General features: G+C 66.7%; 25 protein-coding genes, 1 tRNA gene and 1 riboswitch. Of the genes, 17 read left to right on the top strand and 9 right to left on the bottom strand.

The genetic code is table 11. The annotated features are described in order from the left end of the window. Positions 1–46 precede the first annotated feature (46 nt). A riboswitch (TPP riboswitch) is annotated at positions 47–186 on the bottom strand. A gap of 73 nt (positions 187–259) precedes the next feature. The 6 genes from IEX33_RS13560 to IEX33_RS13535 all read left to right on the top strand — a co-directional run bounded on the left by IEX33_RS13560 (position 260) and on the right by IEX33_RS13535 (position 3,538). Then, a complete protein-coding gene (locus IEX33_RS13560; protein WP_188731012.1) occupies positions 260–802 on the top strand; it encodes a heme-degrading domain-containing protein in 543 nt (180 codons plus the stop codon). Positions 803–931: 129 nt separating this feature from the next. After that, a complete protein-coding gene (locus tag IEX33_RS13555) occupies positions 932–1,141 on the top strand; it encodes a hypothetical protein (RefSeq protein WP_104188520.1) in 210 nt (69 codons plus the stop codon). A 99-nt stretch (positions 1,142–1,240) separates the two neighbouring features. Beyond that, positions 1,241–1,756: a DUF4383 domain-containing protein gene (locus IEX33_RS13550; RefSeq protein ID WP_188731010.1), complete on the top strand. Its 516-nt coding sequence runs from the start codon at positions 1,241–1,243 to the stop codon at positions 1,754–1,756. A 66-nt stretch (positions 1,757–1,822) separates the two neighbouring features. Continuing rightward, positions 1,823–2,878: an iron-containing redox enzyme family protein gene (locus IEX33_RS13545; RefSeq protein ID WP_188731008.1), complete on the top strand. Its 1,056-nt coding sequence runs from the start codon at positions 1,823–1,825 to the stop codon at positions 2,876–2,878. 90 nt (positions 2,879–2,968) lie between these two features. Then, on the top strand, positions 2,969–3,184 hold the full coding sequence (locus IEX33_RS13540; protein WP_104188623.1) for a CDGSH iron-sulfur domain-containing protein: 216 nt from the start codon (positions 2,969–2,971) through the stop codon (positions 3,182–3,184). Positions 3,185–3,274: 90 nt separating this feature from the next. Then, positions 3,275–3,538: a DUF4235 domain-containing protein gene (locus IEX33_RS13535; RefSeq protein ID WP_066279890.1), complete on the top strand. Its 264-nt coding sequence runs from the start codon at positions 3,275–3,277 to the stop codon at positions 3,536–3,538. A 79-nt stretch (positions 3,539–3,617) separates the two neighbouring features. On the opposite strand, the gene mnhG is transcribed toward IEX33_RS13535, so the two are convergent. The 6 genes from mnhG to IEX33_RS13505 are packed head-to-tail and all read right to left on the bottom strand — an operon-like array spanning position 3,618 to position 10,157. After that, a complete protein-coding gene (gene mnhG / locus IEX33_RS13530; RefSeq protein ID WP_104188514.1) occupies positions 3,618–4,019 on the bottom strand; it encodes a monovalent cation/H(+) antiporter subunit G in 402 nt (133 codons plus the stop codon). Beyond that, positions 4,009–4,287, bottom strand: coding sequence for a monovalent cation/H+ antiporter complex subunit F (locus tag IEX33_RS13525; protein ID WP_104188512.1), 279 nt, complete (start codon positions 4,285–4,287; stop codon positions 4,009–4,011). Before IEX33_RS13525 ends, mnhG begins: the two co-directional genes overlap by 11 nt. Next, complete coding sequence (locus IEX33_RS13520; protein WP_188731006.1) at positions 4,284–4,829, bottom strand: Na+/H+ antiporter subunit E; 546 nt, start codon at positions 4,827–4,829, stop codon at positions 4,284–4,286. Before IEX33_RS13520 ends, IEX33_RS13525 begins: the two co-directional genes overlap by 4 nt. Further along, positions 4,826–6,430, bottom strand: coding sequence for a Na+/H+ antiporter subunit D (locus tag IEX33_RS13515; RefSeq protein WP_188731004.1), 1,605 nt, complete (start codon positions 6,428–6,430; stop codon positions 4,826–4,828). The genes IEX33_RS13520 and IEX33_RS13515 overlap by 4 nt, the downstream gene beginning before the upstream one ends. Beyond that, positions 6,427–7,089: a Na(+)/H(+) antiporter subunit C gene (locus tag IEX33_RS13510; RefSeq protein WP_188731001.1), complete on the bottom strand. Its 663-nt coding sequence runs from the start codon at positions 7,087–7,089 to the stop codon at positions 6,427–6,429. The genes IEX33_RS13515 and IEX33_RS13510 overlap by 4 nt, the downstream gene beginning before the upstream one ends. Continuing rightward, positions 7,086–10,157, bottom strand: coding sequence for a Na+/H+ antiporter subunit A (locus IEX33_RS13505; RefSeq protein ID WP_188730999.1), 3,072 nt, complete (start codon positions 10,155–10,157; stop codon positions 7,086–7,088). Before IEX33_RS13505 ends, IEX33_RS13510 begins: the two co-directional genes overlap by 4 nt. Before the next feature lie 195 nt (positions 10,158–10,352). Here IEX33_RS13505 and IEX33_RS13500 point away from each other — a divergent pair, with 195 nt between their 5' ends. The 7 genes from IEX33_RS13500 (at position 10,353) to IEX33_RS13470 (ending at position 17,408) form a co-directional block, all read left to right on the top strand. Beyond that, a complete protein-coding gene (locus tag IEX33_RS13500) occupies positions 10,353–11,756 on the top strand; it encodes an MFS transporter (protein WP_188730998.1) in 1,404 nt (467 codons plus the stop codon). Positions 11,757–11,864: 108 nt separating this feature from the next. Further along, positions 11,865–12,965 carry a Gfo/Idh/MocA family protein gene (locus IEX33_RS13495; RefSeq protein ID WP_188730995.1) on the top strand — a complete coding sequence of 367 codons (1,101 nt, stop codon included), beginning with the start codon at positions 11,865–11,867 and terminating at the stop codon, positions 12,963–12,965. Continuing rightward, a complete protein-coding gene (locus tag IEX33_RS13490; protein ID WP_188730994.1) occupies positions 12,962–13,933 on the top strand; it encodes a DUF6807 domain-containing protein in 972 nt (323 codons plus the stop codon). Before IEX33_RS13495 ends, IEX33_RS13490 begins: the two co-directional genes overlap by 4 nt. Continuing rightward, positions 13,930–14,688 (top strand): cupin domain-containing protein, encoded by a 759-nt coding sequence (locus IEX33_RS13485; protein WP_229675382.1) that lies wholly within the window; start codon positions 13,930–13,932, stop codon positions 14,686–14,688. Before IEX33_RS13490 ends, IEX33_RS13485 begins: the two co-directional genes overlap by 4 nt. Beyond that, entirely contained in the window at positions 14,685–15,731 is a 1,047-nt protein-coding gene (locus IEX33_RS13480) for a LacI family DNA-binding transcriptional regulator (protein ID WP_188730990.1), read from the top strand. The genes IEX33_RS13485 and IEX33_RS13480 overlap by 4 nt, the downstream gene beginning before the upstream one ends. A gap of 9 nt (positions 15,732–15,740) precedes the next feature. Continuing rightward, complete coding sequence (locus IEX33_RS13475; RefSeq protein ID WP_104188492.1) at positions 15,741–16,223, top strand: cation:proton antiporter regulatory subunit; 483 nt, start codon at positions 15,741–15,743, stop codon at positions 16,221–16,223. Between the two features lie 6 nt (positions 16,224–16,229). Next, positions 16,230–17,408, top strand: a complete 1,179-nt coding sequence (locus IEX33_RS13470; RefSeq protein ID WP_188730987.1) for a cation:proton antiporter — start codon at positions 16,230–16,232, stop codon at positions 17,406–17,408. Positions 17,409–17,456: 48 nt separating this feature from the next. On the opposite strand, the gene dcd is transcribed toward IEX33_RS13470, so the two are convergent. Beyond that, complete coding sequence (gene dcd, locus IEX33_RS13465; RefSeq protein ID WP_104188486.1) at positions 17,457–18,032, bottom strand: dCTP deaminase; 576 nt, start codon at positions 18,030–18,032, stop codon at positions 17,457–17,459. Positions 18,033–18,211: 179 nt separating this feature from the next. Between dcd and IEX33_RS13460 the strand changes: the two genes are divergently transcribed. After that, positions 18,212–19,939, top strand: a complete 1,728-nt coding sequence (locus IEX33_RS13460; protein WP_188730985.1) for a CAP domain-containing protein — start codon at positions 18,212–18,214, stop codon at positions 19,937–19,939. Between the two features lie 129 nt (positions 19,940–20,068). On the opposite strand, the gene IEX33_RS13455 is transcribed toward IEX33_RS13460, so the two are convergent. Further along, the gene (locus IEX33_RS13455; protein ID WP_188730983.1) at positions 20,069–20,548 is read right to left on the bottom strand and encodes an SRPBCC family protein; all 480 of its coding nucleotides are present in this window, start codon (positions 20,546–20,548) and stop codon (positions 20,069–20,071) included. Positions 20,549–20,788: 240 nt separating this feature from the next. Between IEX33_RS13455 and IEX33_RS13450 the strand changes: the two genes are divergently transcribed. From IEX33_RS13450 to IEX33_RS13440, 3 genes are all read left to right on the top strand, one after another. Then, positions 20,789–20,862, top strand: a tRNA-Gly gene (locus tag IEX33_RS13450). A gap of 104 nt (positions 20,863–20,966) precedes the next feature. Further along, positions 20,967–21,107 (top strand): hypothetical protein, encoded by a 141-nt coding sequence (locus IEX33_RS13445; RefSeq protein WP_172801468.1) that lies wholly within the window; start codon positions 20,967–20,969, stop codon positions 21,105–21,107. Next, positions 21,104–22,258, top strand: coding sequence for a N(5)-(carboxyethyl)ornithine synthase (locus IEX33_RS13440; RefSeq protein ID WP_104188480.1), 1,155 nt, complete (start codon positions 21,104–21,106; stop codon positions 22,256–22,258). Before IEX33_RS13445 ends, IEX33_RS13440 begins: the two co-directional genes overlap by 4 nt. A 6-nt stretch (positions 22,259–22,264) precedes the next feature. Here the strand turns inward: IEX33_RS13440 and IEX33_RS13435 are convergent, their stop codons facing one another. Then, on the bottom strand, positions 22,265–23,644 hold the full coding sequence (locus tag IEX33_RS13435; RefSeq protein WP_188730982.1) for an MFS transporter: 1,380 nt from the start codon (positions 23,642–23,644) through the stop codon (positions 22,265–22,267). Positions 23,645–23,647 lie beyond the last annotated feature (3 nt).

The following is a 23,647-nucleotide window of genomic DNA, read 5'->3' as shown; positions in this document are numbered from 1 at the left end:
AGGAGGGGAAAGTGGACGCGGCTACCGGCACTGCTGCCGCTGCGCGCACTTCGAGAACTCGACTCCCTTGCGCCGGTACTAACCGGATCAGGTTCGAGGGTCTGCGGCTGTCCGCACTCTCAGCGCCCACCTGCGGTCCCTGGCATGGCCAGTGATGCCGACGGCGGCGCTCCCCTGTCGTTGAATGATTCTGTTTGGTGAAATATCCGCCCTGTTGGGCGTGGTCCAGTTTACCGCAGGGAGGGGTAGATTGTGGGCCATGACTGCGAATCCACCAGATGTGACCGAGTACGATCCGGATTCCCGCGATGCCCAGCCGGAGGGATCCCTTGAAGCCTTGATCGCCCGGATCGAGGCGGAGATCCGGGAGCTCCAATTTCCCGGCTTCTCCCTGGACGACTCCCTGAACTTGGGACTGCTCCTGGTGGAGCTGGGCAAGGAGCGCGGGCTCCCCATCGCCATCGACATCACCAAGGGCGAGCAGGTCCTCTTCCACGTGGCCCTGCCGGGGGCAACGCCGGACAACGGGCACTGGATCCGGGCAAAGAAGCGGACCGCCGCCCGGTACGAGGTTCCTTCCCTGCTGGTGGGGCTGCGCGCCCGGCGCGGCGGCGGACGTATTGAAGACAACGCCTGGTTCGACCAGGCCCTCTACGCCGCGCACGGCGGCTCTTTCCCCGTGTACGTCACCGGGGTGGGCGCCGTAGCAACCGTCACCGTGTCCGGATTGCCGCAGGTGCAGGACCATGACCTGGTGGTCGAGGCACTCCGCGACATCCTCCGGTCGGCTGGCGCGGAGTGACGCCCTGAAAGCCTGCACCGCGCGGCGCCCTGCCGGCCAGGGATGACAGGTTTTTCCTGGCATGGACACCCCTGCAAGGCCGGGAGTACATTCGAGCGCAGTGGCGGGTGATCAATCCAGGAGGGCGTCGTGACCGGTCCAGCAACCGAGAACCAGGTCCGGGCGGCGCTGGACAAAGCCTGGGACGAGATGATTTTCATCGGCCCGGACCACCCCTACTATTCCCTGCTGGCGGAACTGGTGTCCGCCGTCGGGAAGTCCTGGCAGCAAGGCTACGACCACGGCCGCCGCGGAGGTCCGTACACAAACCCCTACTCATGGGCCGGCCCGGAAGGCTAGTGGCCGGCGCACAAACACCGGCAGAATACAAAGCCTGCTTAGCAATTATTTAGTAATCATGCTTACTATGTTGTCTCCAGGGTTTGAGGAGTACAGCACATGTCAGCCAGCATCCGCCGGGTAGGCGCCCGAACAGGCCTGCAGAAGGCTGCGCTCGCAACGGGCGCCGTGTTCTGCCTGGCCGGCATCCTGGGATTCATTCCCGGCGTCACCTCACACTATGACGCGCTCCACCTGGCCGGGCACGGATCAGGAGCGCTGCTGCTCGGGATCTTCCAGGTGTCCGTCCTCCACAACGCCGTGCACCTGCTCTTTGGACTTACCGGCGTCCTCATGTCGCGCTCGCACCCGCAGGCACGGAACTTCCTCATCTACGGAGGCGTCATCTACCTAATCCTCTGGCTGTACGGCCTCCTGGTCGGTGACACCACTCCGGCGAACTTCCTCCCCGCAAACGATGCCGACAACTGGCTCCACCTGGTTCTTGGCCTGGCCATGATTGCCCTGGCCATCATGCTCGCCCGTGGACCAGACCCGGCCGCTGCGGGAGACGGCTCCGACGCCGGCACCTCCAGCATCGCCTCGTCTCCAGCGCCCGGCACCAGCGGCCGCTGACCACCATCTTCCGGCCCCCAGTGCAGGGGGCACGGAACCGGCACACGCCAGACCTGAAGGAGCACCATGAAAATCCCAGCAGCACGGGGTCCCGTCAGCGCCGCATTATTCAGCACCCTCGCGGAGCTGCCGCGCACGGACGGGGGCGCCCTTGAGGCCCTGCACCGGACGGTGGCCGGCCATCTTCCCGAAACCCTGGACATCATTGGCGACGACGACCTCCAGCTGACGCTCTTCTGCCTCTACGAGCTCCACTACTCGGGCCTTGAGGGCGTGGGTGACGAATGGGAGTGGGCCCCGGAACTGATCCGGGTGCGCCAGCTGCTGGAAAAACCGTTCGAAGCCGCGCTCCGGGAGGCTGCCGCGGCCGCCGCCGGTGACCTGGACCTTCCCGCCGGACCCGGTGTCACCAGCGACGCAGTGGCAGACATCCTGTTCGGCCTGGCTGCACGCGACACCGGCCCCAGCCTCTCCCGGTATGTGGCCCGGAAGGCCAGCCTGGGCCAGCTCAAGGAATTCCTGATCCACAAGTCCATCTACCAGCTGAAGGAAGCCGACCCGCACACCTTCGCCATCCCGCGGCTCTCCGGCAGGCCGAAAGCGGCACTGGTGGAAATCCAGGCGGACGAGTACGGCGGTGGACGGCCCGAGCGGATGCACAGCGCCCTTTTTGCCCGCACCATGCGGGGCCTGGGAATGGAGGACCGGTACGGGGCATACGTGGACGCCGTCCCCGCGGTCTCCCTCGCTGCTGTGAACCTGATGTCCCTGTTCGGCCTGAACCGCCGGTTGCGGGGAGCCATCACGGGGCATCTGGCCATCTATGAGATGACGTCCTCCCAGCCCAACCGCCTGTACGGCAGGGGCTTCCGACGGCATGGATTCGATACGGACGTCACCCACTACTTCGACGAGCACGTGGAGGCCGACGCCGTCCACGAGCAGATTGCCGGCCGGGACCTTGCGGGCGGGCTGGTTGAGGCCGAACCCCACCTGCTGGCGGACGTCCTGTTCGGAGCCACCGCGGTCATGGCCGTGGACGGCAGGCTGTCCGCGCACATCCTGCAGTCCTGGGAAAACGGCGGGACCTCGCTGAGGCAGGCATTGCCTGCTGCGGCCTGAGCATCAGGCCATGAACACCACTGAAGGCCCTACGCAGGCAGCAACAAAGACTTCCACCAAATTTCCCAGCAATCCGCAGCAGGAGCAAAGATGAACCAGGAACCCACCGAGAGCTCCATTGTGGTTTGCCCCGACGGGCCCCTTATTGTGCGCGGCGACTTTGAGCTCGTCACGCCCTCCGGCGAACCGGTTCCCCGTGACCGCAAAACCGTGGCGCTGTGCCGGTGCGGCGCCTCAGCCATCAAGCCCTATTGCGACGGCACCCACAAGATGATCAAGTTCCGCACCGAACCCCCGTCAGACTGAACAAGCGACGCGGCACGCTGGGCAAGGGACCCGGCAAACGCCAGATAGGCTAGGAACAGCCCGTTTTCCGCCCGCAAGGAGTACTAAGGAATGAACCTTTTCATCAAGCTGCTCGGCACCGGCGTGAGCCTCGGCGCCGGCTTCGTCGGCACCAAGCTGGTCAACACCATCTGGGAAAAGTCCACCGGGCGCAAGCCGCCTACCGGCAAGGACGAGGACGTCCCCACGAGCCTGCAGTCCGCGCTGACGTTCGCGCTGATCTCGGCCTCTGTCAGCACCATCATCCAGGTCCTGGCCAACCGCGGCACCCAGCGGGCCATCACCAGGTTCGCCAAGAGCCAGGACATCGTCTAGCACGCAGTCCAGCCCCAATAGCCCCGGCCAACCGGGCTGTTTCTACCGCTCCCGCTCGCGGGGCCACCCTCACCAGCACTCAGCCGTCGCCGGAACCGTCCTCACGGGCGGCTTTGGCGGCGGCTTTTTGCACCACGGCCTCCAGCTCGTCGGAGGTGAGGAGTTCGCGGTGCAGGTGCTTGGTACGGTAACCCGCACGGCCCACCATGTGCGCAGAGACCGGCACGGTGAGCAGCTGGAAGATCCAGGCCACCAGCAGCACGGGCCACACCCACCAGGTGCGCATCTGCAGTCCGATGGATGCCAGGAGCAGGAACAGCCCCAGTACCTGGGGCTTGGTGGCGGCATGCATGCGGCTCAGGAGGTCGGGGAACCGCAGCAGGCCGATGGCCGCCCCCAGTGACATGGTGGCCCCAACAATCATGAACACCGCGGACAGCACGTCCACCCAGGCATCCAGGCCAGTGGAATCAGGACTCATTGGGCTGCTCCCTCCGGTCTGCCACAAACCTGGCCACCGTCACGGACCCGATGAAGCCGATGATCGAGATGGCCACCACCAGCATCAGGTTGTTCAGGTGCCGGTTGACGGCCATGTCCACGCACAGGGCCCCACCCAGGATGGCCAGCAGGACATCCGTGGCCAGCACCCGGTCCAGCAGCGACGGGCCGCGGGAGATCCTGATGATGGCGCCGACGGCTGCGAGCGAGAAGATCACGGCGGTCACTGCCAGGACAACCTGCATCATGCGGCCGCCTCCGTTCGCAAAATCTCAAGCTCATCCCTGGTACCCATGATCCTGATCAGTCCCGCTTCGATGGACAGCACCTCGTTCTTCAGGTTTTCGACTTCCTGCGGGGAGCTGATGTTCAGCGCGTGCAGGTAGAGGGTGGATGTTGACCGGTCCACCTCAACCACCAGTGATCCGGGTATCAGTGAAATCACGTGGCCCGTGGCTGTGACCAGGAGGTCCTGGTGGCTGCGCAGGGTCACCGCCACAACAGCATTCTTCACCCTGGGACCCCGCCGCACGGCAAGGTACAGGAGCTGCATGCTGGCCATCACCACCTTGGCCAGGAACATCAGCGCAAAGGGAATGGCATACAGGATGTTGAAGCGTCCGCTGAGCTCCACCGGGGGAAGGTAGAACAGCCGTGCCACGGCAACTGACAGCAGGGCCCCGAACAGGAGGTTGCCCGGGCTGAAGTCCTGCCACAGGGCCCCCCAGACAATGACCAGCCACACCAGGAGCGGAAGCTCCTGGCGCAGTGAAATGCGCCGGCGGCTCATTTCCCTCCCCCTGCGGTAAGGACCAGTGGGACGTCGGTGTCCTCGCCCAGGACTGCCTGGATGTAGGAGGACCTGTCCAGCATGTCGTGCGCGGCCTGGTCAGAGACCATGAACAGCGGCCCCGCGAACACAGTCAGTCCGACGCCCAGGACCACCAGCCCGATGGTGGAGCCCACCATGGTGCGCGGCAGCAGGGTGACGGTGTTCGGTTTGGCTCCCGGCCCGGTAACGCGGGCGGCAGGCGTGGCCAGCAGCACAGGATCCGGGTGTTCGGCGTCGGAAGGCCTGCGCCAGAACGCACGGTTCCACACCCTTGCTACGGCCAGCAGGGTCAGCAGGCTGGTCAGCACCCCGCCGATCACCAGCACGTATGCCAGCGGTGTTCCCAGTTCAACGCCGGCCTGCATGAGCCCCACCTTCCCCAGGAATCCGGAGAATGGCGGGATCCCGGCCAGGTTCATGGCGGGCACGAAGAAGAGCAGTGCCAGCAGCGGGGACAGCTTGGCGAGCCCGCCCAGCCGGTCCACGGAGGAGCTGCCGCCCCGGCGTTCGATCAGCCCTGTGACCAGGAAGAGGGAAGTCTGGATGGTGATGTGGTGCACCACGTAGAAGACGGCCGCGCCAAGCCCCGCCACGGAGGACATGGCCAGGCCAAAAACCATGTAGCCGATGTGGCTCACCAGGGTGAACGAGAGCAGACGTTTGATGTCGCTCTGCGCCAGGGCGCCCAAAATTCCCACCACCATGGTCAGTAATGCGGCAACCATCAGCGGGGTGTTCAGTGAGTCCCCGGGGAACAGCAGCGTCTCGGTGCGCACCATGGCGTAGACACCCACCTTGGTGAGCAGGCCCGCGAACACGGCAGTGACCGGAGCCGGCGCCGTGGGGTAGGAGTCCGGCAGCCAGAAGGACAGCGGAAAAACGGCGGCCTTGATGCCGAACGCCACCAGCAGCATCACGTGCAGCAGCGTCCTGGTGCCCTGGTCCAGCTCACCGAGCTTGATGGCCAGGTCCGCCATGGTGATGGTTCCGGTGGCGCCGTAGACCATGGCGATCGAGATGAGGAACAGCACCGAGGACACCACGGACACCACCACATAGGTGACGCCTGCCCGGATGCGGGGTCCGGTGCCGCCCAGCGTCATCAGCACGTAGCTTGCCGTCAGCAGGATCTCGAACCCGACGTAAAGGTTGAAGAGGTCCCCGGAAAGGAACGCATTGGAGACGCCCGCCACCAGGATCAGGTAGGTGGGGTGGAAGATCGAGACGGGCGCATCCTGGTCGCCGTCGGCCATGCCCTGCCCGGTGGCGTACACCAGCACGGCAAGGCTCACCGCCGAGGAGACCACCAGCATCAGCGACGAGAACTGGTCCACCACCAGCACGATGCCCCACGGCGGCAGCCAGCCGCCCAGCGTTACGGCAAACGTGCCGCCGTCCCAGACGGAGGCCAGCAGGAGGCATTCCAGCAGAAGCGTGAGGGAGAGCAGGGCGATGCTCATCGCGCGCTGGGCCCGTGAATGGCGGATCAGCATGAAGGTCAGGGCGGCGCCCAGGATGGGAAGTACGACGGCGAGCGGGGCAAGGCTTGCGAGGTTCACTTTCCGCCTCCTTCCGGGCCAGGGGCCACATTGGTGGAGCCGGGTTTTTCTTCGGAGGCTGCCTGCTCGGCCGCCATCTCGCGGCCGCCGGCCAGCAGCGTTGTCCCGGCAGCGCCGTCGTCGGACGTGGCATGCCCGGCAGCGCCGTCCTGCGAGGTGCCGCCGCTCAAGGAACCCTGGCCGGAGGCGCCGTCGTCGGAAACGCTGTGGTTGGAGACGCTGTGGCCGTCGGTGCCCAGCATGGTGAGCGGGAACTCTGAGGTCTCGGCAGGGACCTCGGCGTCGTCCTCTGCATCGAAGCTCGGAGTCTCGGCAACGCGGAGGTCTTCCACGTCGTCCTGGATCTCGTCACGGCGTGCCAGCACCCACGTGCGGTAAATGATGCCCAGCATAAAAGAGGTGACGGCAAAGGAAATGACGATGGACGTCAGGATCAGGGCCTGCGGAAGGGGATCGTTGTATTCCCCGGCGGCAGTGTCCTTTGAGTACAAGGGCGCGAGCCCTGAATATCCGCCGGTGGCCAGAATCAGCAGGTTGGTGGAATTGGCCAGGAGCATCAGCCCCAGCAGGACACGCGTGAGGCTGCGTTCCAGCACCAGGTAGATCCCGCAGGCGTACAGGGCCCCCATCACGATCAGGAGGGTCAGGTTTACGCTCATGGTTGGCCCTTTGCGGTGGTCTCGGAGGCGACGCCGTCAGGCCCCTGCTCCCGTGCGGACGGTGAGGCGGAGTCGTCGCCCGCGAATTCCTGCTCCTCGCCGGGAGTTCGGCCACCCACAGCGGAACGCTGTTCAAAGTGTTCATCGATTTCGGCGCCCAGGCTCCGCAGGACGTCCAGCACCAGGCCCACCACCACGATGTATACGCCGATATCGAAAATGGTGGAGGTGACGAATTTGATGTCGCCGAACACCGGAAGCCACAGCTCGATGATGGCGGTCTGGAACACCTGGCCGCCCAGCAGCAGCGGCACTGCGCCGGAGGCTGCAGCCACGGCCAGCCCGATTCCCAGCAGGGCACCGGCGCTCACCGGGGTGGCCTCGCGGAGTTCAAACCGTCCTCCGGCCAGGTACCGGATGGTCAGGGCCAGGCCGGCTGTCAGCCCGCCTGCGAAGCCGCCGCCGGGAAGGTTGTGGCCGGCCAGCAGGAGGTACAGCGAGAACATGATCATGGAGTGGAAGATCAGCCGGGTGACCACCTCGAAAATGATGGACCGGCGTTCGGGGGCCAGGGTCCGGCCGGCCACGATCCACGCATCCCGGGCAGACGCCGCGAACTTCCGGCTGACGGCCAGCGCCGCCGCGTCCCGGCTTCCCGGGTCAACCCCCCGATGGCGGCCCACGGTTCCTTCCGCAACGGTGGCGGAGTTGAGGATCCTGTCGCCGCGGCCGCGGACGAAGATGAGGCTCGCTACGCCGGTGGCTGCCAGCGCCAGAACGGTGATTTCACCGAAGGTGTCCCAGGCGCGGATGTCCACGAGCGTCACGTTGACGATGTTCAATCCGCCGCCGCCCTCGTACGCGAGCCGCGGAAATTCCAGGGACACGGGTGTTGCTATCCGTGCTCCCATGGCGTAAATCGCGGCGAACACCATGGTGACGCCGAAGCCCAGGCCGATGATCACGCGCACCACCCGGTACTTGCCGCCGGTCCGGTCGCGGAGCTCGGGGGGCAGGCTTCGCATCGCCAGCACGAAAGCCACCAGGATGATGGTTTCCACCAGCATCTGCGTCAGTGCCAGGTCCGGGGCACCCTGGAGCGCGAACATCAGGGCGATGCCGTAACCCGTGACGGAAACCATCAGGACAGCCAGGAACCGCTTGTTGGCCTTGACGGCTGCCAGGGCGCCGATCACGATGCCCGCACCCACCACGAGCTGGAGTGGGGAGCCGGGGTCAACCAGGTAGATGCCGTCCGGAAGCGGCTTTCCGGTCACCAGGATCACTGACAGGGGCAGGACGAAGGCGACGCTGAGGATGACGGCCAGGTAGTAGTACAGCGAACCGCGCTGCGTGCGTCCGGTGATCCACACCGCTGCGTCATCCAGCCCGCCGATGGTGTATTGGTACGCCTTGTCCCCGTCCACCCACGGCGGGACCAGGGACTGTGCCCGCGAGACTGCGTCGCGGCCAAAGTACATCGCCAGGCCCAGCGCGAACGTGAGGGCCGTCAGGCCGAGCGCCGGCGTGAAGCCGTGCCACAGCGCAAGGTACCCGGCCTGTTCAGCGGCCGTTCCGGCGTCGGGAGCGGTGGAGGCAAACAGGGCGGCGTACGGCTGGATCCAGGAGTCAACTGGTGCCGGCCACAGCCCGTAGACGATGGTCAACAGGCTGAGGATGGCCGGCGCTGCGAGGAAAGCGGGCCTGATGGCCTTGAAGGGCGTGGGCTCCACGCCGGGCTTGACGGCAAATGCGCCCCACATGAAGCGAGCGCTGTAGGCGAAGGTAAGGATGGATCCCAGGACCAGGCCGGCCAGGACCACCGTGCCCCACGGCCCGGCTGCTTCGTCTCCGGCGTGGTGGACGAAGGACTCCAGCACCGATTCCTTGGCCACGAACCCGGCCAGCGGGGGAACTCCGGCCATGGAAGCAGCGCCAATGGCGGCCACCACTCCGAGCGCGCGGGAGGACCGGAACACGCCGGACAGCTTCCGGACGTCGCGCGTTCCTGACTGGTGGTCGATAATGCCCACCACCAGGAACAGGGTGGCCTTGAACAGCCCGTGGGCCAGGAGCATTGCGAGCCCTGCGAGCGCCGCGTCCGGCGTGCCCAGGCCCACCACCATGGTGAGGAAGCCCAGCTGGCTGACGGTGCCGTAGGCGAGGATGAGCTTGATGTCGGTCTGGCGCAGCGCCCGGTAGCCGCCCACCAGCATGGTGGCCAGGCCCAGGCCCAGCACCACCGGCTGCCAGTACGCCGTTTCGGAGAACCCGGGCGCAAGCCTGGCAACCAGGTAGATTCCCGCCTTCACCATCGCAGCGGCGTGCAGGTAGGCGCTGACCGGCGTGGGCGCCGCCATGGCGCCGGGGAGCCAGAAGTGGAACGGGACCAGGGCGGACTTGGTAATGGCGCCCACCAGGATCAGTACGACGGCGGCGCTCACCATGGCGCCGGAGGCTCCGCTTGTGAGGGCGGGCGCCTGCTCCAGGATGCTTGAAATGCGGTAGGTGCCGGCCGTGTGGCCCAGCATGATGAGTCCCACCAGCATGGCCAGCCCGCCGGCAGTGGTGACCATGAGTGCCTGCAGGGCGGACCGCCGCGCCGCCAACCTGGTGCGGGCGAATCCGATCAGGAGGTAGGACAGGATGGTGGTCAGTTCCCAGAAAATGAACAGCAGCAGCAGGTCATCCGCGGCAACCAGGCCGAACATGGCGCCGGCAAAGGCCAGCAGCTGCGCACCGAAGGCACCGAGGTCCTGGTCTTTTTTCTTGAAGTACCTGGCGCAATAAACCAGCACCAGCGACCCGACGCCCAGCACCAGCAGGGACATGACCCAGGCCAGCGCGTCCATGCGGAAGGCGAGTTCGAGTTGGAGCCCGGGAATCCAGGGGACCGTTTCGCTGATGGACCCCGTTCCGGCGTAGACCGGACCGTGCTGCAGCAGCAGCCAAATGAAGGACGCGGCAGGAACAGCTGCCAGTGCATAGAACGCGTTGCGGCCCCAGGCCCTGAAGAGGAACGGAGCCAGCACAGCCACCGAAAAGTGCACGGCAAGGACTGTTATCACTGGTATCTCCGCAACGTCAGGGATTCGATTGTCAAAGTTGGAGCAGGCGGTTCATTCGTTGGGTCCGGGAGGGTCCAGTTTATCAAGGCCCCGGCACCCGACCCGCCCCGCACGATGCCCCGCCCGGCGCGGAGCCCGGTATCCCCGGGGGTTCGCTCCGCCTCCTGTTCGCCACGGGCGGATACGATGCATCCTATGAACAGCGCCAGCGCTCCAGGGGCAACGCAGCCGTCCTCGGAACTTGAGTCCGGGAACCAGCGCACCAGCACAGGCCGCATCCTGGCGTGGGCCTCATGGGACTGGGGATCCGCAGCCTTCAACGCCGTGATGACAACGTTCGTCTTCACCGTCTACCTCACCTCCAACGCCTTCGGCGGGGAAGACCAGGCCTCGGCGGTCCTGGGAGGTGCGCTGGCAGTTGCCGGCCTGGCGATTGCCCTGCTTGCTCCTGTCACCGGCCAGCGCTCCGACGCAGGCGGCCGGCGCAAGCTGTGGCTGGGAGTCAACACGGCCGCCGTCGCCATCCTCACTGCCCTGTGCTTCTTCGTCTTCCCGCGGCCGGAATTCCTGCTGCTCGGAGTATCCCTAATAGCCCTGGGCAACGTGTTCTTCGAGTTCGCGGGTGTCAATTACAACGCCATGCTCGCCCAGATCTCCACGCCGCGGAACATCGGCAAGGTCAGCGGATTCGGCTGGGGCGCGGGCTACCTGGGCGGGATCGTTGCCCTGCTGATCGTCCTCCAACTGTTCGTCCAGCCCAGCTTCGACTGGTTCGGCGCGTCCACCGAGGACAGCCTGAACATCCGGCTGGTGGCTGTTTTCTCGGCCCTCTGGTTCTTCGTTTTCGCCCTTCCCGTGCTGTTCGCCGTTCCGGAGCTTCCCCGCGCCGCCCAGGCGAAGCGGCTGGGCCTGCCAGCCAGCTACGGGCTGCTTTTCCGCCGGATCAAGGCCATCTACGCCACCAGCCCCCACACCATCTACTTCCTGCTGGCCAGCGCAGTCTTCCGGGACGGACTGGCCGCCGTCTTTACCTTCGGCGGAATCATCGCTGCGGGAACCTTTGGCTTTGAGCTGTCCGAGGTCATTTTCTTCGCCATCTTCGGCAACGTCGTGGCCGCAGTGGGTGCAGTGCTTGGCGGCCTGCTGGACGACCGGATCGGCCCCAAGCGGGTGATCATCGGCTCGCTGGTGGGCCTCCTGGTTGCGGGCAGCGTCATCCTGGTGCTCGGCAACGGCGACTACACCTTCCTGGGCATGGCCTGGGCCGGCAGCACCACCTTCTGGGTGTTCGGGCTATTCCTGTGCCTGTTCGTGGGGCCCGCCCAGGCGTCATCACGCGCCTACCTGGCCAGGCTGGCCCCGCACGGCGAGTCCGGCGAACTCTTCGGCCTCTACGCCACCACCGGCCGCGCCGTCAGTTTCCTGGCACCAGCGCTCTTCTCCCTCAGCATCACCCTGGCGGCTCCGCTGGTGGCGCCGGGCGAGGCGCAGCGCTGGGGCATCCTGGGCATCATGGTAGTGCTGCTGGCCGGACTGCTCGTCCTGCTGCCCGTCAAGTCGCCGGACCAGGCGCCCATCGCCGTCGTGCCTGCCGCCTGACATCCCGCAGGCTCTGCGTGGGGCTCCCCGCTGACCTCTTGACGCCTGATGTTATCGATCACATAATTGTGATCGATAACATGAATCCTTTCAATGACGAGGAGCACCATGACACAGGCCCAACATCGCCCCCGCGTTGGAATCATCGGCACGGGCGGCATTGCCCATGCCCATGCGGAGGCCCTGAAGCTGGCGGGCGCGGAGCTCGTGGTGGCGGTGGATATCGACCCCCACAGGGCAACAGAATTTGCGGAAAAGGTGGGTGTCGGCCAGACCGCCCCCACCCTGGCCGCCGCAGCGGAAACCGGACTGGACCTGGTCGCCGTCTGCACGCCGCCGTCGTCGCACGCCCCCGTGGCCCTGGAAGCCATGGCGCTGGGCATGGACGTGGTGTTGGAGAAGCCGCCCGCCCTGTCGCTCCGGCAGCTGCGGGAGCTCCAGGAAGCGGAACGCGCCACGGGCAGGCGGGTGAGCTGCATCTTCCAGCACCGCTTTGGTACGGGCGCCCGCAAGCTGGCGGACCTGCAGGAGTCCGGAGCCCTGGGCAGCCCGCTCACCGGGTTCTGCAACACTCTCTGGTTCCGGGACCAGGCGTACTTTGACGTTCCGTGGCGCGGCCAGTGGGACGTTGAGGGCGGCGGACCCACCATGGGGCACGGCATCCACCAGTTCGATCTCCTTCTCCACCTGTGGGGACCCTGGCAGGAAGTGACGGCATTCGCCGGAAAGCTGGCCCGCCGGACGGAGACAGAGGACGTCTCCACCGCCATCGTGCGGTTCGAATCAGGCGCGCTGACCACCGTCATCAACTCCGTGATCTCGCCCCGGGAAACCTCCCAGCTGCGGTTCGACTACGAGCATGCCACCGTGGAACTCGAACACCTCTATGGCTACGACGACTCGAACTGGCGCTTCACCCCGGCACCCGGCCAGGAGCACCTCACCGCTGCGTGGGCGGACGGCCCGGCCAGCGCACCCAGCGGCCACTCCGCGCAATATGCCCGGATCATCGAAGCCGTCAGCACCGGGACCGTTCCACCGGTCACGCTCGCTGACGCCTACCCCACCATGGAGCTCGCCGCCGCAATCTACGCTTCCGCGATCACCGGCAAAACCGTCCGCCGCGGCGACATCACTGAAGGAAACCCGTTCTTCGACCGTGCCGACGGCCGGCTGGAACCCTGGAAACTGGAAAAGAGCCACGCATGAGCACCGCCCCCGGAACAACTGCCGCCCCAGCCCCCGCCCACCAGCTCGGCTGGACGGACAATGGCGCCGCCGTCGAAATCTCGCTGGACGGTGTGCCCGTCCTTACCTACACCTACGCCGCCGACGATCCCCACGCGGAATCGCCCCGGCCGTACTTCCATCCGGTCCGCACCAGGGGAGGCGACCTGGTGAGCGCCTACCGCCCGCACGACCATGTGTGGCACAAAGGCATCGCCTGGTCCCTGCCGCACCTTGGCCCGGACAACTTCTGGGGCGGCCCCAGCTACCGGCGCGGCCAGGACTACCAGTGGCTGCCCAACAACGGCGCCATGCGGCACCTGGAAACCACCAAGGCAGCGGACGACGACGGCACGTTCAGTTTTGCGCACAGGCTGCAGTGGATGACCCAGCAGGACTCGCTCGTGGTCGAGGAGGAGCGGTCCTTCCGGGTAGTGCCGGGGACGGACGCCAGCTACACCCTCGTCTTCGACACCGCCATGACCAACGTGTCCGGCGAGGACATCCACATCGGTTCCCCCACCACGGAGGGCCGTGGGAACGCAGGATACGGCGGGCTGTTCTGGCGCGGCCCCCGCTCCTTCGCGGGCGGGACCATCATGGGACCCGGCGGCGCCACCGGCGAGGAGCTCCGCGGCCAGCGGGCCCCCTGGCTTTCCTTCGTGGGGCAGCACGATGAAACCTGCCGCTATTCAACGCTGGTGATGGTTGACGATCCCGGCAGCGTGCATCCGGAGCCTGAGTGGTTCGCCCGGTCCGAGCCGTTTGCCTGCATGGGCCCTGCCCCGTTCTTCAGCAAGGAAGTCCTGTTCCAGGCAGGAGCCACACTGCGTTTCCGGTACGGCGTTGTGGTTGCGGACGGCGCATCGGACCAGGACAGGGCGGAAGCACTGGCAACGGCCGCCCGCGGCATCCTGGTGGCTGCCCCGGCGTCCCCGGCAGTGACATGAACGGCTGGCCGGTGGACCGGATGGACCAGCTCCCCCCGGCGCCGGGCTTTCCCGGCGGCACTGCAGTTACCGGGCTTCGGGTGTACGACTGGGAATCCGCCGACGGCTTGTGCGGCGGATCCCCGCACCTCCACACGGTGTCTTCCGAGGCGTACGTGGTCACGGCCGGCACGGGAGAGGTGCACACCCTTTCGATGGGAGGCGTCCAGGAACATGGGCTGGCGGCAGGATCGCTGGTGTGGTTCAGCCCCGGCACCATCCACCGGCTGGTGAACAGGGGCGGCCTCACGCTCAACGTGATCATGTCCAACGCGGGCCTGCCTGAGGCCGGAGACGCCGTCCTGACGTTTCCACGCCGCATCCTCCAGGACCCGGACCTGTACGCGGCGCACGCCCTGCTGCCCCGGGATGCGGAGGAAAGCGACGTTGCCGCGGCAGCGCGGAGGCGGCGCGACCTCGCCCTGGAAGGATACGCCGAACTGCATACATCCGTGCTCCGGGAGGGCACTCCGGCGCTCCAGGAGTTCCACCGTGCGGCCGCCCGCCTGGTCCGTCCGCGCGTCGGGCAGTGGAAGGAACTCTGGGCAGCGAACGTCCAAAGCCAGGTCCTGGCAACGGAGCAGGCACTCCGCGAACTGGCAGACGGCTCGGCCGTGTCCCTGGCCGGGGCAGCGGTAGCCAGTTCCGAACAGCGCGCGGGTGAGGGGTTCGGTATGTGCGGGCGCCTCACCACGTGGGAGGATTCCAGGCTGTGACGCCGTCCCCCGCCGAAACCCGGCCGCCTGCCCGTGCAGCAACGATCTACGAAGTGGCGAGGCTGGCCGGCGTCTCGCACCAGACTGTCTCCCGGTACATGGCTGACCGCTCCAAGCTGAAGGCCTCCACGTCGGAGAAGGTGGAACGGGCCATGGCGGAACTGAACTACTCGCCCAACCTCACCGCCCGATCGCTGCGGACCAAGGCTGCCTACCGGCTCCTGGCACTGGTGCCCGGATCCTCGCCATACTTTCCATCCCGGATGCTCAACGGCGCGGCCGCAACCGCCCGGGAAGCCGGATACCACCTGGACGTCGTCGCCCTGGAAGGGGCCGGTCCGGAGCGGACGGAGCGGCTCCGCCGCATCCTGGACGGCGGGCCTTTCGCGGGGGCGCTGTCCTTCGTGCCCATTCCCGGGACGGACCTCCTGCAGGCGCAGGAACGCATCCCCGTGGTGGTGGCCGGCGAGTATGACGACAAGATGCGCGGCCAGGGCCGCATTTCGGACGGCTCTGCGGCGCAGGCCATTGTGGAGCACCTTGCCGGCCTCGGCCACCGGCGGATCGCCCATATCGCGGGCCCGCAGGAATGGCCCGCAGCCCGCAACCGCCTGGCCGTTTACCGCAAGGCGGTGCACGACGCCGGGCTTGAAGACGGCGGGGTGGCCGAAGCGGAGTGGAGCGCCGCCTCCGGATACGCCGCCGCGCAAATCCTCCTGGCCAAACCCTCCTTCACTGCCATCTTCGCCGCGAACGACCACCTGGCCATCGGGGCCATCCGTGCCCTGCACGATCATGGCCTCAGGGTTCCCGCCGATATCAGCGTCGTCGGCTGGGACGACCATCCCGAATCCGCTTTCCTGGTCCCGTCCCTGACCACCGTCCACATGGACCTGGAGGCCCAAGGCAGCCGGGCCATGGAACAGCTGCTCGCAGCGTTGAACCCGGGAAGCGCGCCCGCTCCGGAGCCCGGTCCTCCGGGCATGCGGCTGGTCCTGCGGGAATCCTCGGGGCCCGCGCCCAACCATGGCCAGGCAGACTAGTCTGGAACCATGAACGTGGACGAAACCAACCTTCCCGGTCTGGGCCGGCGCAAGGATTTCATGACCGCCTCAGGCCGCCGGATCGGCGTGGTGGAGCGGCGAGAGGGCCAGACCGAACTCATTGTCTCGGCCTGGGATGATCCGGACACCTGCCAGGCATCCATTCCCCTCACCACCGAGGAAGCAGCCACCCTCGGCAATCTCCTGGGCGGGCAGCACCTGGCCATGAAACTTACAGAGGAGCACAAGGACGTGCCGGGAATCGTCACCCGGCAGTTCTCCATCGCTCCGGACTCCCCCTTCCAGAACCAGCCCATGGGCAAGGCGTGCATCCGCACCCGGTGCGGCGTCTCCATCGTGGCGATCATGCGCGAAGGCGAGGTGCTCCCGTCGCCGGGACCCGACGTCGTCCTCCATACCGGCGACCTGCTGGTGGCAGTGGGTACCCAGGAAGGCCTCGACGCGGCGGCCGATATCCTGCGTCACGGATAGGTCGCCATGGACCCGTTGGCCCTGACCCTCATTGAACTGGGGGCCGTTGTGTTCTGCCTTGGCCTGTTGGCCAGGCTGGCCGGACGGGTCGGAATGTCCCCCATCCCGCTCTACCTCCTGGGCGGACTCGCGTTCGGTGCCGGCGGCATCGTCAAGCTCGACGGCATGAAGGAATTTGCGCACGTCTCCGGTGAGATCGGGGTGATCCTGCTCCTGCTTATGCTCGGGCTGGAATATACCGCGACGGAACTCTTCACCGGACTGCGCCGCTCCTGGCAGGGCGGCGTGCTGGACCTGGTCCTGAACTTCCTGCCCGGTGCTGCCCTGGCCTATGTGCTGGGCTGGGGCGGGGTGGGCGCCATGGTGCTGGGCGGCGTCACCTACATCTCCTCATCGGGGATTGCAGCCAAGGTCATCACCGACCTGGGCCGGATAGGCAACCGGGAAACACCGGTGGTGCTGTCCATCCTGGTGTTCGAGGACCTGGCCATGGCCGTCTACCTTCCCGTGCTGACCACCATCCTGGCCGGCGTCAGCTTCCTCGGCGGACTCACCAGCGTTGGCATCGCCCTGGCAGTGGTGAGTGTGGTGCTGATGGTGGCGCTGCGGCACGGGCACCACGTGTCCAAGGCCGTCCACAGCGAGAACTCGGAAGTATTCCTCCTTAACGTGCTGGGCGCCGCGCTGCTGGTGGCCGGGATAGCCTCGGCCATGCAGGTTTCCGCCGCGGTGGGTGCGTTCCTGCTCGGCATCGCAATTTCAGGCGCGACGGCGCACAACGCGACGCGCATCCTCGAGCCGCTGCGGGACCTGTTTGCCGCCATCTTCTTTGTGGCGTTCGGGCTCAATACGGATCCCGCATCCATCCCGCCGGTCCTTGGCTGGGCCCTGGTGCTGGCCGTCATCACGGCCGCCACCAAAATGGCGACGGGCATCTGGGCGGCCAAGCGCGCCGGCATTGCCCGGCCCGGCCGCCTGCGCGCCGGAGCCACGCTGATCGCACGCGGTGAATTTTCCATCGTCATTGCGGGGCTGGCGGTTGCTTCCGGGGCGGTCCCCGGCGAACTGGCGGCGCTTGCCACCGCGTATGTCCTGCTGATGGCGGTTGTGGGTCCGCTGGCCGCCCGGTTTGTGGGGCCTGTCAGGGCCGCCCAGCCGCCCGCTGGCGTGGCCGCCAACGCCTGAGGCCGCCGTTGCCCCTGCGTGGGCCCGGCGCGGGCGCTTCGCTGCCTGCTAAATCTCCGTGCGGTGGAAGTTCAGGTGGCTGCGGCTCGCGGTAGGGCCGCGCTGGCCCTGGTACCGGTTGCCGTATTCGCCCGAACCATAGGGATGCTCCGCAGAGGACGTCAGCCTGAAGAAACACAGCTGGCCAATCTTCATGCCCGGCCACAGCTTGATGGGCAGGGTGGCCATGTTGGACAGTTCCAGGGTTACGTGGCCTGAGAATCCCGGGTCGATAAACCCGGCCGTGGAGTGGGTCAGGAGGCCCAGCCGGCCCAGGGAGGACTTGCCTTCCAGGCGCGCCGCGATGTCGTCCGGCAGCGTGACGGTCTCATACGTGGACCCCAGGACGAACTCGCCCGGGTGCAGGATGAAAGGCTCGTTCGGTTCCACCTCCACAAGCCGCGTAAGCTCCGGCTGTTCCTCGGCGGGGTCGATGTGGGCGTACTTGTGGTTATCAAACAAGCGGAAGAACTTGTCGATCCGAACATCCACGGACGACGGCTGAACCATCGCCGGATCGTACGGCTCGAGCACGATCCGCTGGGAGTCTATTTCGGCACGAATATCGCGGTCAGAGATCAGCACCGTCCCAAATTACCGTATGGCCACTCCTGGGCAGTTATCCACAGCAACATTTTTTCGTTGTTGCAGAGCCCTGGTGGGGCTACTGTTACAGCAGTGATTCAGGCGCCGGATGGTCTCCCGGATGGCCCAACAGAGCTGGGGATGTTGTGAATAGATTGGCCGCGCCCTCTTTTATTGGCGTGTTCTTGGCGTTAGCGCTGCTCTCCTCATCGGCGGGCACGCCCCCGGTCCCGGCCGCAGGGCCGCCAGTGAGCGCAACAGGGCCCAGCAGCGTCACCCTGGGCGCTTCGGCCATAAACGACAGCGCCGGGTCATCCTCCGGCGCGGACTCCGGCGGGTCCCCGCTCGCCCCCGCGGTTGAACCGGACATCCGGCCGGCATCACCCACGGACCCCCTGGCGGCGGAACCAGTTGCGGTAGGACCTGTGGCGGCGGAACCCCTGGCATCCGCTCCGGCAACCAGTCCGTCCGCCGGCACCGTTGAGGATTCCCCCGAGCCCGCAGCACCGGCACCCGTTCCGGCCTCCGAGGAGCCGGCACCCGAGGTCCCGTCCATACCTCCCCTCTGGGCACCGGACGACGAACTCGCCTCCCCCCCGGCGTCCCGCCAGGCGGCTCCGGAATCCCTTGCGGCCGTTCCCGCACCGGAAGCCCTCATTCCGGACAGCAACGCAGCCGCCATCCTCACGGTGTTCAACCGGATCAACGAGTACCGGGCGTCCAAGGGCCTGAACCCAGTGAAATACAACGCAACAGTGGCGGCGCTGGCACAGGAATGGTCGGACAGCATCGCAACCCGCGAGGTCATCGAGCACCGCGCCAGTTTCTGGACGGACCAGCGCGCCCTAAGTCCCAACAACGGCGCCGGCGAGGTCATCGCCATCCGCACGGACCGGGACGCGGCGCTGCTGGTGGAATGGTGGAAAGGCTCCCCCGGCCACAACGCCATGCTCCTCGACCCGCGCTTCAACGTCATGGGGGCCGGGATCAGCTTTACGGACCGCACGTACAAGATCTGGGGCGTGGTGAACTTCTTCGGCTACACCACCCTTCCCGCCGGTACCACCAATTCCCCCGGCGGAACCGGGTCCAGCACACCCTTCCCGGCGCCGCCGCCCACCGTGTGCGATGCCCCGGTACGGCACATGCCGCCCACGCTTGACCTCTCCGCAGCGGCCATCAAGGGGCCCGGAGACCTGGTGACCGTCGACTCCTCCGGCCAGCTCCTGGCACGCGCAGCCACCGGCGCGCGCACCTTTGCCGCTGCCAAGGTCATCGGCTCAGGTTTTGCCGGCGCCAAGGAAGTATTCACCACCGACTGGGACAGGGACGGCGCCTATGACCTCGTCACGCAGTGGAACAGCGGCACCCTGACCCTCCACCGCGGCATTGCCGCCGGCGGATTCCAGCCGCCCGCCACCCTGGGAAGCGGAGGGTGGGAAACCCTTACCCTCGCCGTCGGCGGATGGTGTGCCAACAACAGGCTTCCCCAGATTCTTGCCCTGGACGGGGCGGGAAACCTCTACCTGTATCCCAACAAGGGCCTGGGCGACCTCTCCGCGCGGGCGCTCGTCGGCTCCATCGGCGCCGCACGGAAGCTGTCCATGGTGGATTACGACGCCGACGGGTTCCAGGACATCCTTGCACTCCGGACTGACGGCTCCGTCCAGCTGCACCGCGGCTGGGGCACCACCGCACTGCGCGCGGAAGGCAGGGCTACCGTCGCCACCGGTTGGGGAGACGTCACGGGCCTCAGGCCGCTGCGGGACGTTACCGGACTGAACTCCACCGGACTGGCCCTGCGAAGGGCGTCCGACGTCGTACAGTACTGGGACCTGACCTCCGGAAGCCTCGCGTCGCCGTCGAACATTCCGGGCCCGTGGACCGGGCAACGGCTGGCGCAGTAGGCGCCCCGGCACCGTAGGAGGCCCGCCGCAGTAGGCGGCTTACGCAGGGCAGCCGCAGTAGGCGGCTTACGCAGGGCAGCCGCAGTAGGCGGTTTACGCAGGGCAGCCGCTGCTGGGGGGACGTCACTCCTAGATGGCCGGCTGGAGCTCCAGGACGTCCTTGAGCCGTTCGAGCTGGGCCACCTCGGTGGAGACACTCCGCTGAAGCATCCTGTTCAGGAATCCGATCCGGTTGAGGAACCTGAGCCTGTGCAGGACGCCGGCCGTCCCTTCTGCCCGGGCCTCAAGGGCAAACCTGACGCGAGTTCCCGCAGCCTCCGTGCTGAGGTAGTACCCGCCCGAACGGTGGGCCGGCCCGGAAATGGCCCGGAACTGGATTTCGGCTCCGGGCCGGGCGTGGGTGATTTCCAGCTCCGCGGGGATGCTCAGCCCGGACCGTCCGGCCACCATCTTCCGGTACACCGCTCCCTTGGAGGCCGACGCGCCCTGCAGCAGCCTGACGCTGCGAACCGAGTCGTTCCACGCGGGCAGGTTGGTCGCATCAAGCAGGTACAGATACACGGCCATGGCGTCCCGCCGGATAAGGAGCTCGTGTTCTGCGAATGCCATGGGGATTTTCCTGTGGTTGAGGTTCAACTGCCGCAGCAGCTGCAATCCCCCCGGCCCCGCAGCTACCCGGTTCAGGTTAGCCAGCGCTCCGCAGGCCCACCTAGCCACGGCAGGCGACGTTATTGAAGAGTTACTGGATGACGTGCCCCTGACCGGGACACGAACGGCGCGCAGCGTGTGTGGGCAGGGCAGGCAAAGTTCTGCGCTAAGCTATGTTCTGCCCCTCCACGGCGGGGCAGCGCGGCTGTAGCTCAATGGTAGAGCGCTAGCTTCCCAAGCTTGATACGCGGGTTCGATTCCCGTCAGCCGCTCCACTGCTTGCAGCGGGACAGAAGATAAACCACCCCGGCGCCCATTAGGTGCCGGCGTGTATCGTCAGAAGTCAGGAACCTCTTCGGTTCCGCTACAGGAGCAATTCATGGCTGACAAGTCCCCGCGTCAAACAGCATCCAAAAAATCCGGCAAGTCCATTAAGGAAAAGCGGGCCGACAAGAAGGCCGCTTCCGCCCCGGCCAGCTCCCTGGACATCACCTCCAGCAAGGCCGCCAAAAAGAAGTGACAGGGCAGCAGAAAAGACTGACCCTCGGCGTCCTGGCCTCAACGAAGAAGCCCGATGAGCGCCGGCTCCCCATCCATCCGCTGCATTTCGAGCGCATCGCACCCGACATCCGCGAGCACATCATCCTGGAAACCGGCTACGGCGAGCGGCTGGGCGTCTCGGACGAACACCTCTCGCCTTTGGTGGGCAGGATGGCCGGCAGGGAGGCGCTGCTGGCGGAGGCCGACGTCGTCCTCCTGCCCAAGCCGCAGCCGGAAGACCTCGCCGACATGCGGGACGGCCAGGTCCTCTGGGGCTGGCCGCACTGCGTCCAGGACCGCGCCATCACCCAGCTGGCCATCGACAAGAAGCTCACGCTGATTGCCTTCGAGGCCATGAACCACTGGGCCAGCGATGGCGGCTTCGGGCTGCACGTCTTCCACAAGAACAACGAACTCGCGGGGTACTGCTCCGTGCTGCACGCCCTCGCGCTGACCGGGTCCACCGGCGACTACGGCCGGAGGCTCAGCGCCACGGTCATCGGCTTCGGCGCAACAGCCCGCGGTGCCGTCACCGCGCTGAACGCCCACGGGATCCATGACGTCCAGGTGCTGACCAACCGGGGCGTGGCCGCCGTCGGGGCGCCGATCCACTCCGTGAACATCGTCCAGTTCGACCACGACGACAAAGCCCCCTTCCTGAGCCAGGTCATCAGCGAGCGCGGCAGGGTACCGCTGGCACCGTTCCTGGCCGAGAGCGACATCGTGGTCAACTGCACCCTGCAGGACCCCAACAACCCGCTGACGTACCTGCGGACGGAGGACCTGGCGGCGTTCAGTCCCGGGAGCCTCATTGTGGATGTTTCGTGCGACGAGGGCATGGGTTTCAGCTGGGCACGGTCTACCACCTTCGCCGACCCCATGTTTACGGTGGGCGACCACATCAACTACTACGCCGTGGACCACAGCCCGTCCTACCTCTGGAACTCCGCCAGCTGGGAAATCAGCCAGGCCCTGCTGCCATTCCTGGACACCGTCGTCAGCGGTCCCGGGGCGTGGGACGGCAACGAAACCATTGCCCGTGCCATCGAGATCCGCGACGGCGTTATCCGCAATAAGGATGTCCTGGAGTTCCAGAAGCGCGAAGAAGCCTACCCGCACCTGGCGCTGTAGTCCGGACTATGCGGCCGCCCGCCGGACAATCCGCACGGGCTGCCGCCGGTCCTTGAGGTCCACCCTCAGCGACAGCGAGCCCTTGCGCGCCAGGATCACTGCGACCGTCAGGGCCGCGAGGGCAGGCACGCCGCCGGACACCAACAGCGCCACGTGCGGGTCGGCGTGCTCGGCGATCCAGCCCAGCATGGGCCCGCCGATTGCCTGTCCGCCGATCAGGACCATGATGTACAGGCTCATGACCCTGCCCCGGATGCCCATGTTGGAGCTGACCTGGACCAGCTGGTTGGACCCGGTGAGGAACATCAGGCACCAGAATCCCGAGAGCACCATGACCGCGCCGAACACCGGCATGGACGGCGCCAGCGCGGCAAGGCACAGCATGACCCCGTACATTCCCGCGCAGAACACCACGGAGCGCAGCCGGAGCCGGCGGCGCCGCGTGGATGCCACCGCGCCGGCCAGCGCGCCCAGCGCCACCAGGGCGTTCAGGAGGCCGTAGCCCGCGGCACCGGCATTGAACACGTTGTCAGCGAAGGCGGCGAGCACCACGGGCAGGCTCATGGCGAACACCGCGATGAAACCTGCCATCAGCCAGGGCCAGTAAATGGTGGGCTTGCCCAGCGCATACCGCAGTCCTTCGCGCAGCATCCCTTTGCTCTTGGGGGCGGGCTCGCTGACGAACAGTTGGTCCTTGCGCAGGAGAAGCAGCATGGCCACGGTGGAACAGCACGCCACGGCGTTGCCGGCGAAGGCCCACCCCGCACCCACGGCAGTGAGCATCCACCCCGCCAGCGCGGGGCCAATCAGGCCCCCCAACTGGAAGGTGGTGGAGTTGACGCTGATGGCGTTGCGCAGGTACGTGGGCCCAACGAGTTCATTGACGAACACCTGGCGGGCCGGCTGGTCAAGGACCGTCACCAGGCCAAGCACCAGCGCGATGACGTAGACGTGCCACACCTCAACGGCCCCGCTCAGGGCGAGGGCCGCGAGCGCGGCCGCCAGGACCGCCGCCATACCCTGGCAGAGAATCAGGATCTTCCGCGTGGCGAACCGGTCGGCGACCATCCCGCCCCATGGTCCCAGGAGCAGGGACGGCAGGAACTGCAGCGCCACCGTGATGCCCACTGCAGTGACGGATCCGGACAGTTCCAGCACCATCCAGTCCTGGGCGATCCGCTGCATCCAGATGGCGACGACGGCGATGAAGTGGCCTACCGCGAAGATGCGGAAGTTGGGGACCCGCAGGGAGATAAAGGTGTGCTTCCAGGGCAGGCGTTCAGTGACGACGGCGAGCGGCTGGGTCTGGTGGTCCGGCGGCGCGGAGCCGGCGGTATCGATGACGGATTGGGTGACGGTTGCCGATGACGGCGGTGGGGGTGCCACAGG

The sequence above is a fragment of the Pseudarthrobacter scleromae genome (genome assembly GCF_014644515.1).
Taxonomy (GTDB): domain Bacteria; phylum Actinomycetota; class Actinomycetes; order Actinomycetales; family Micrococcaceae; genus Arthrobacter; species Arthrobacter scleromae.
This window is presented reverse-complemented; position numbering and strand designations above follow the sequence as displayed.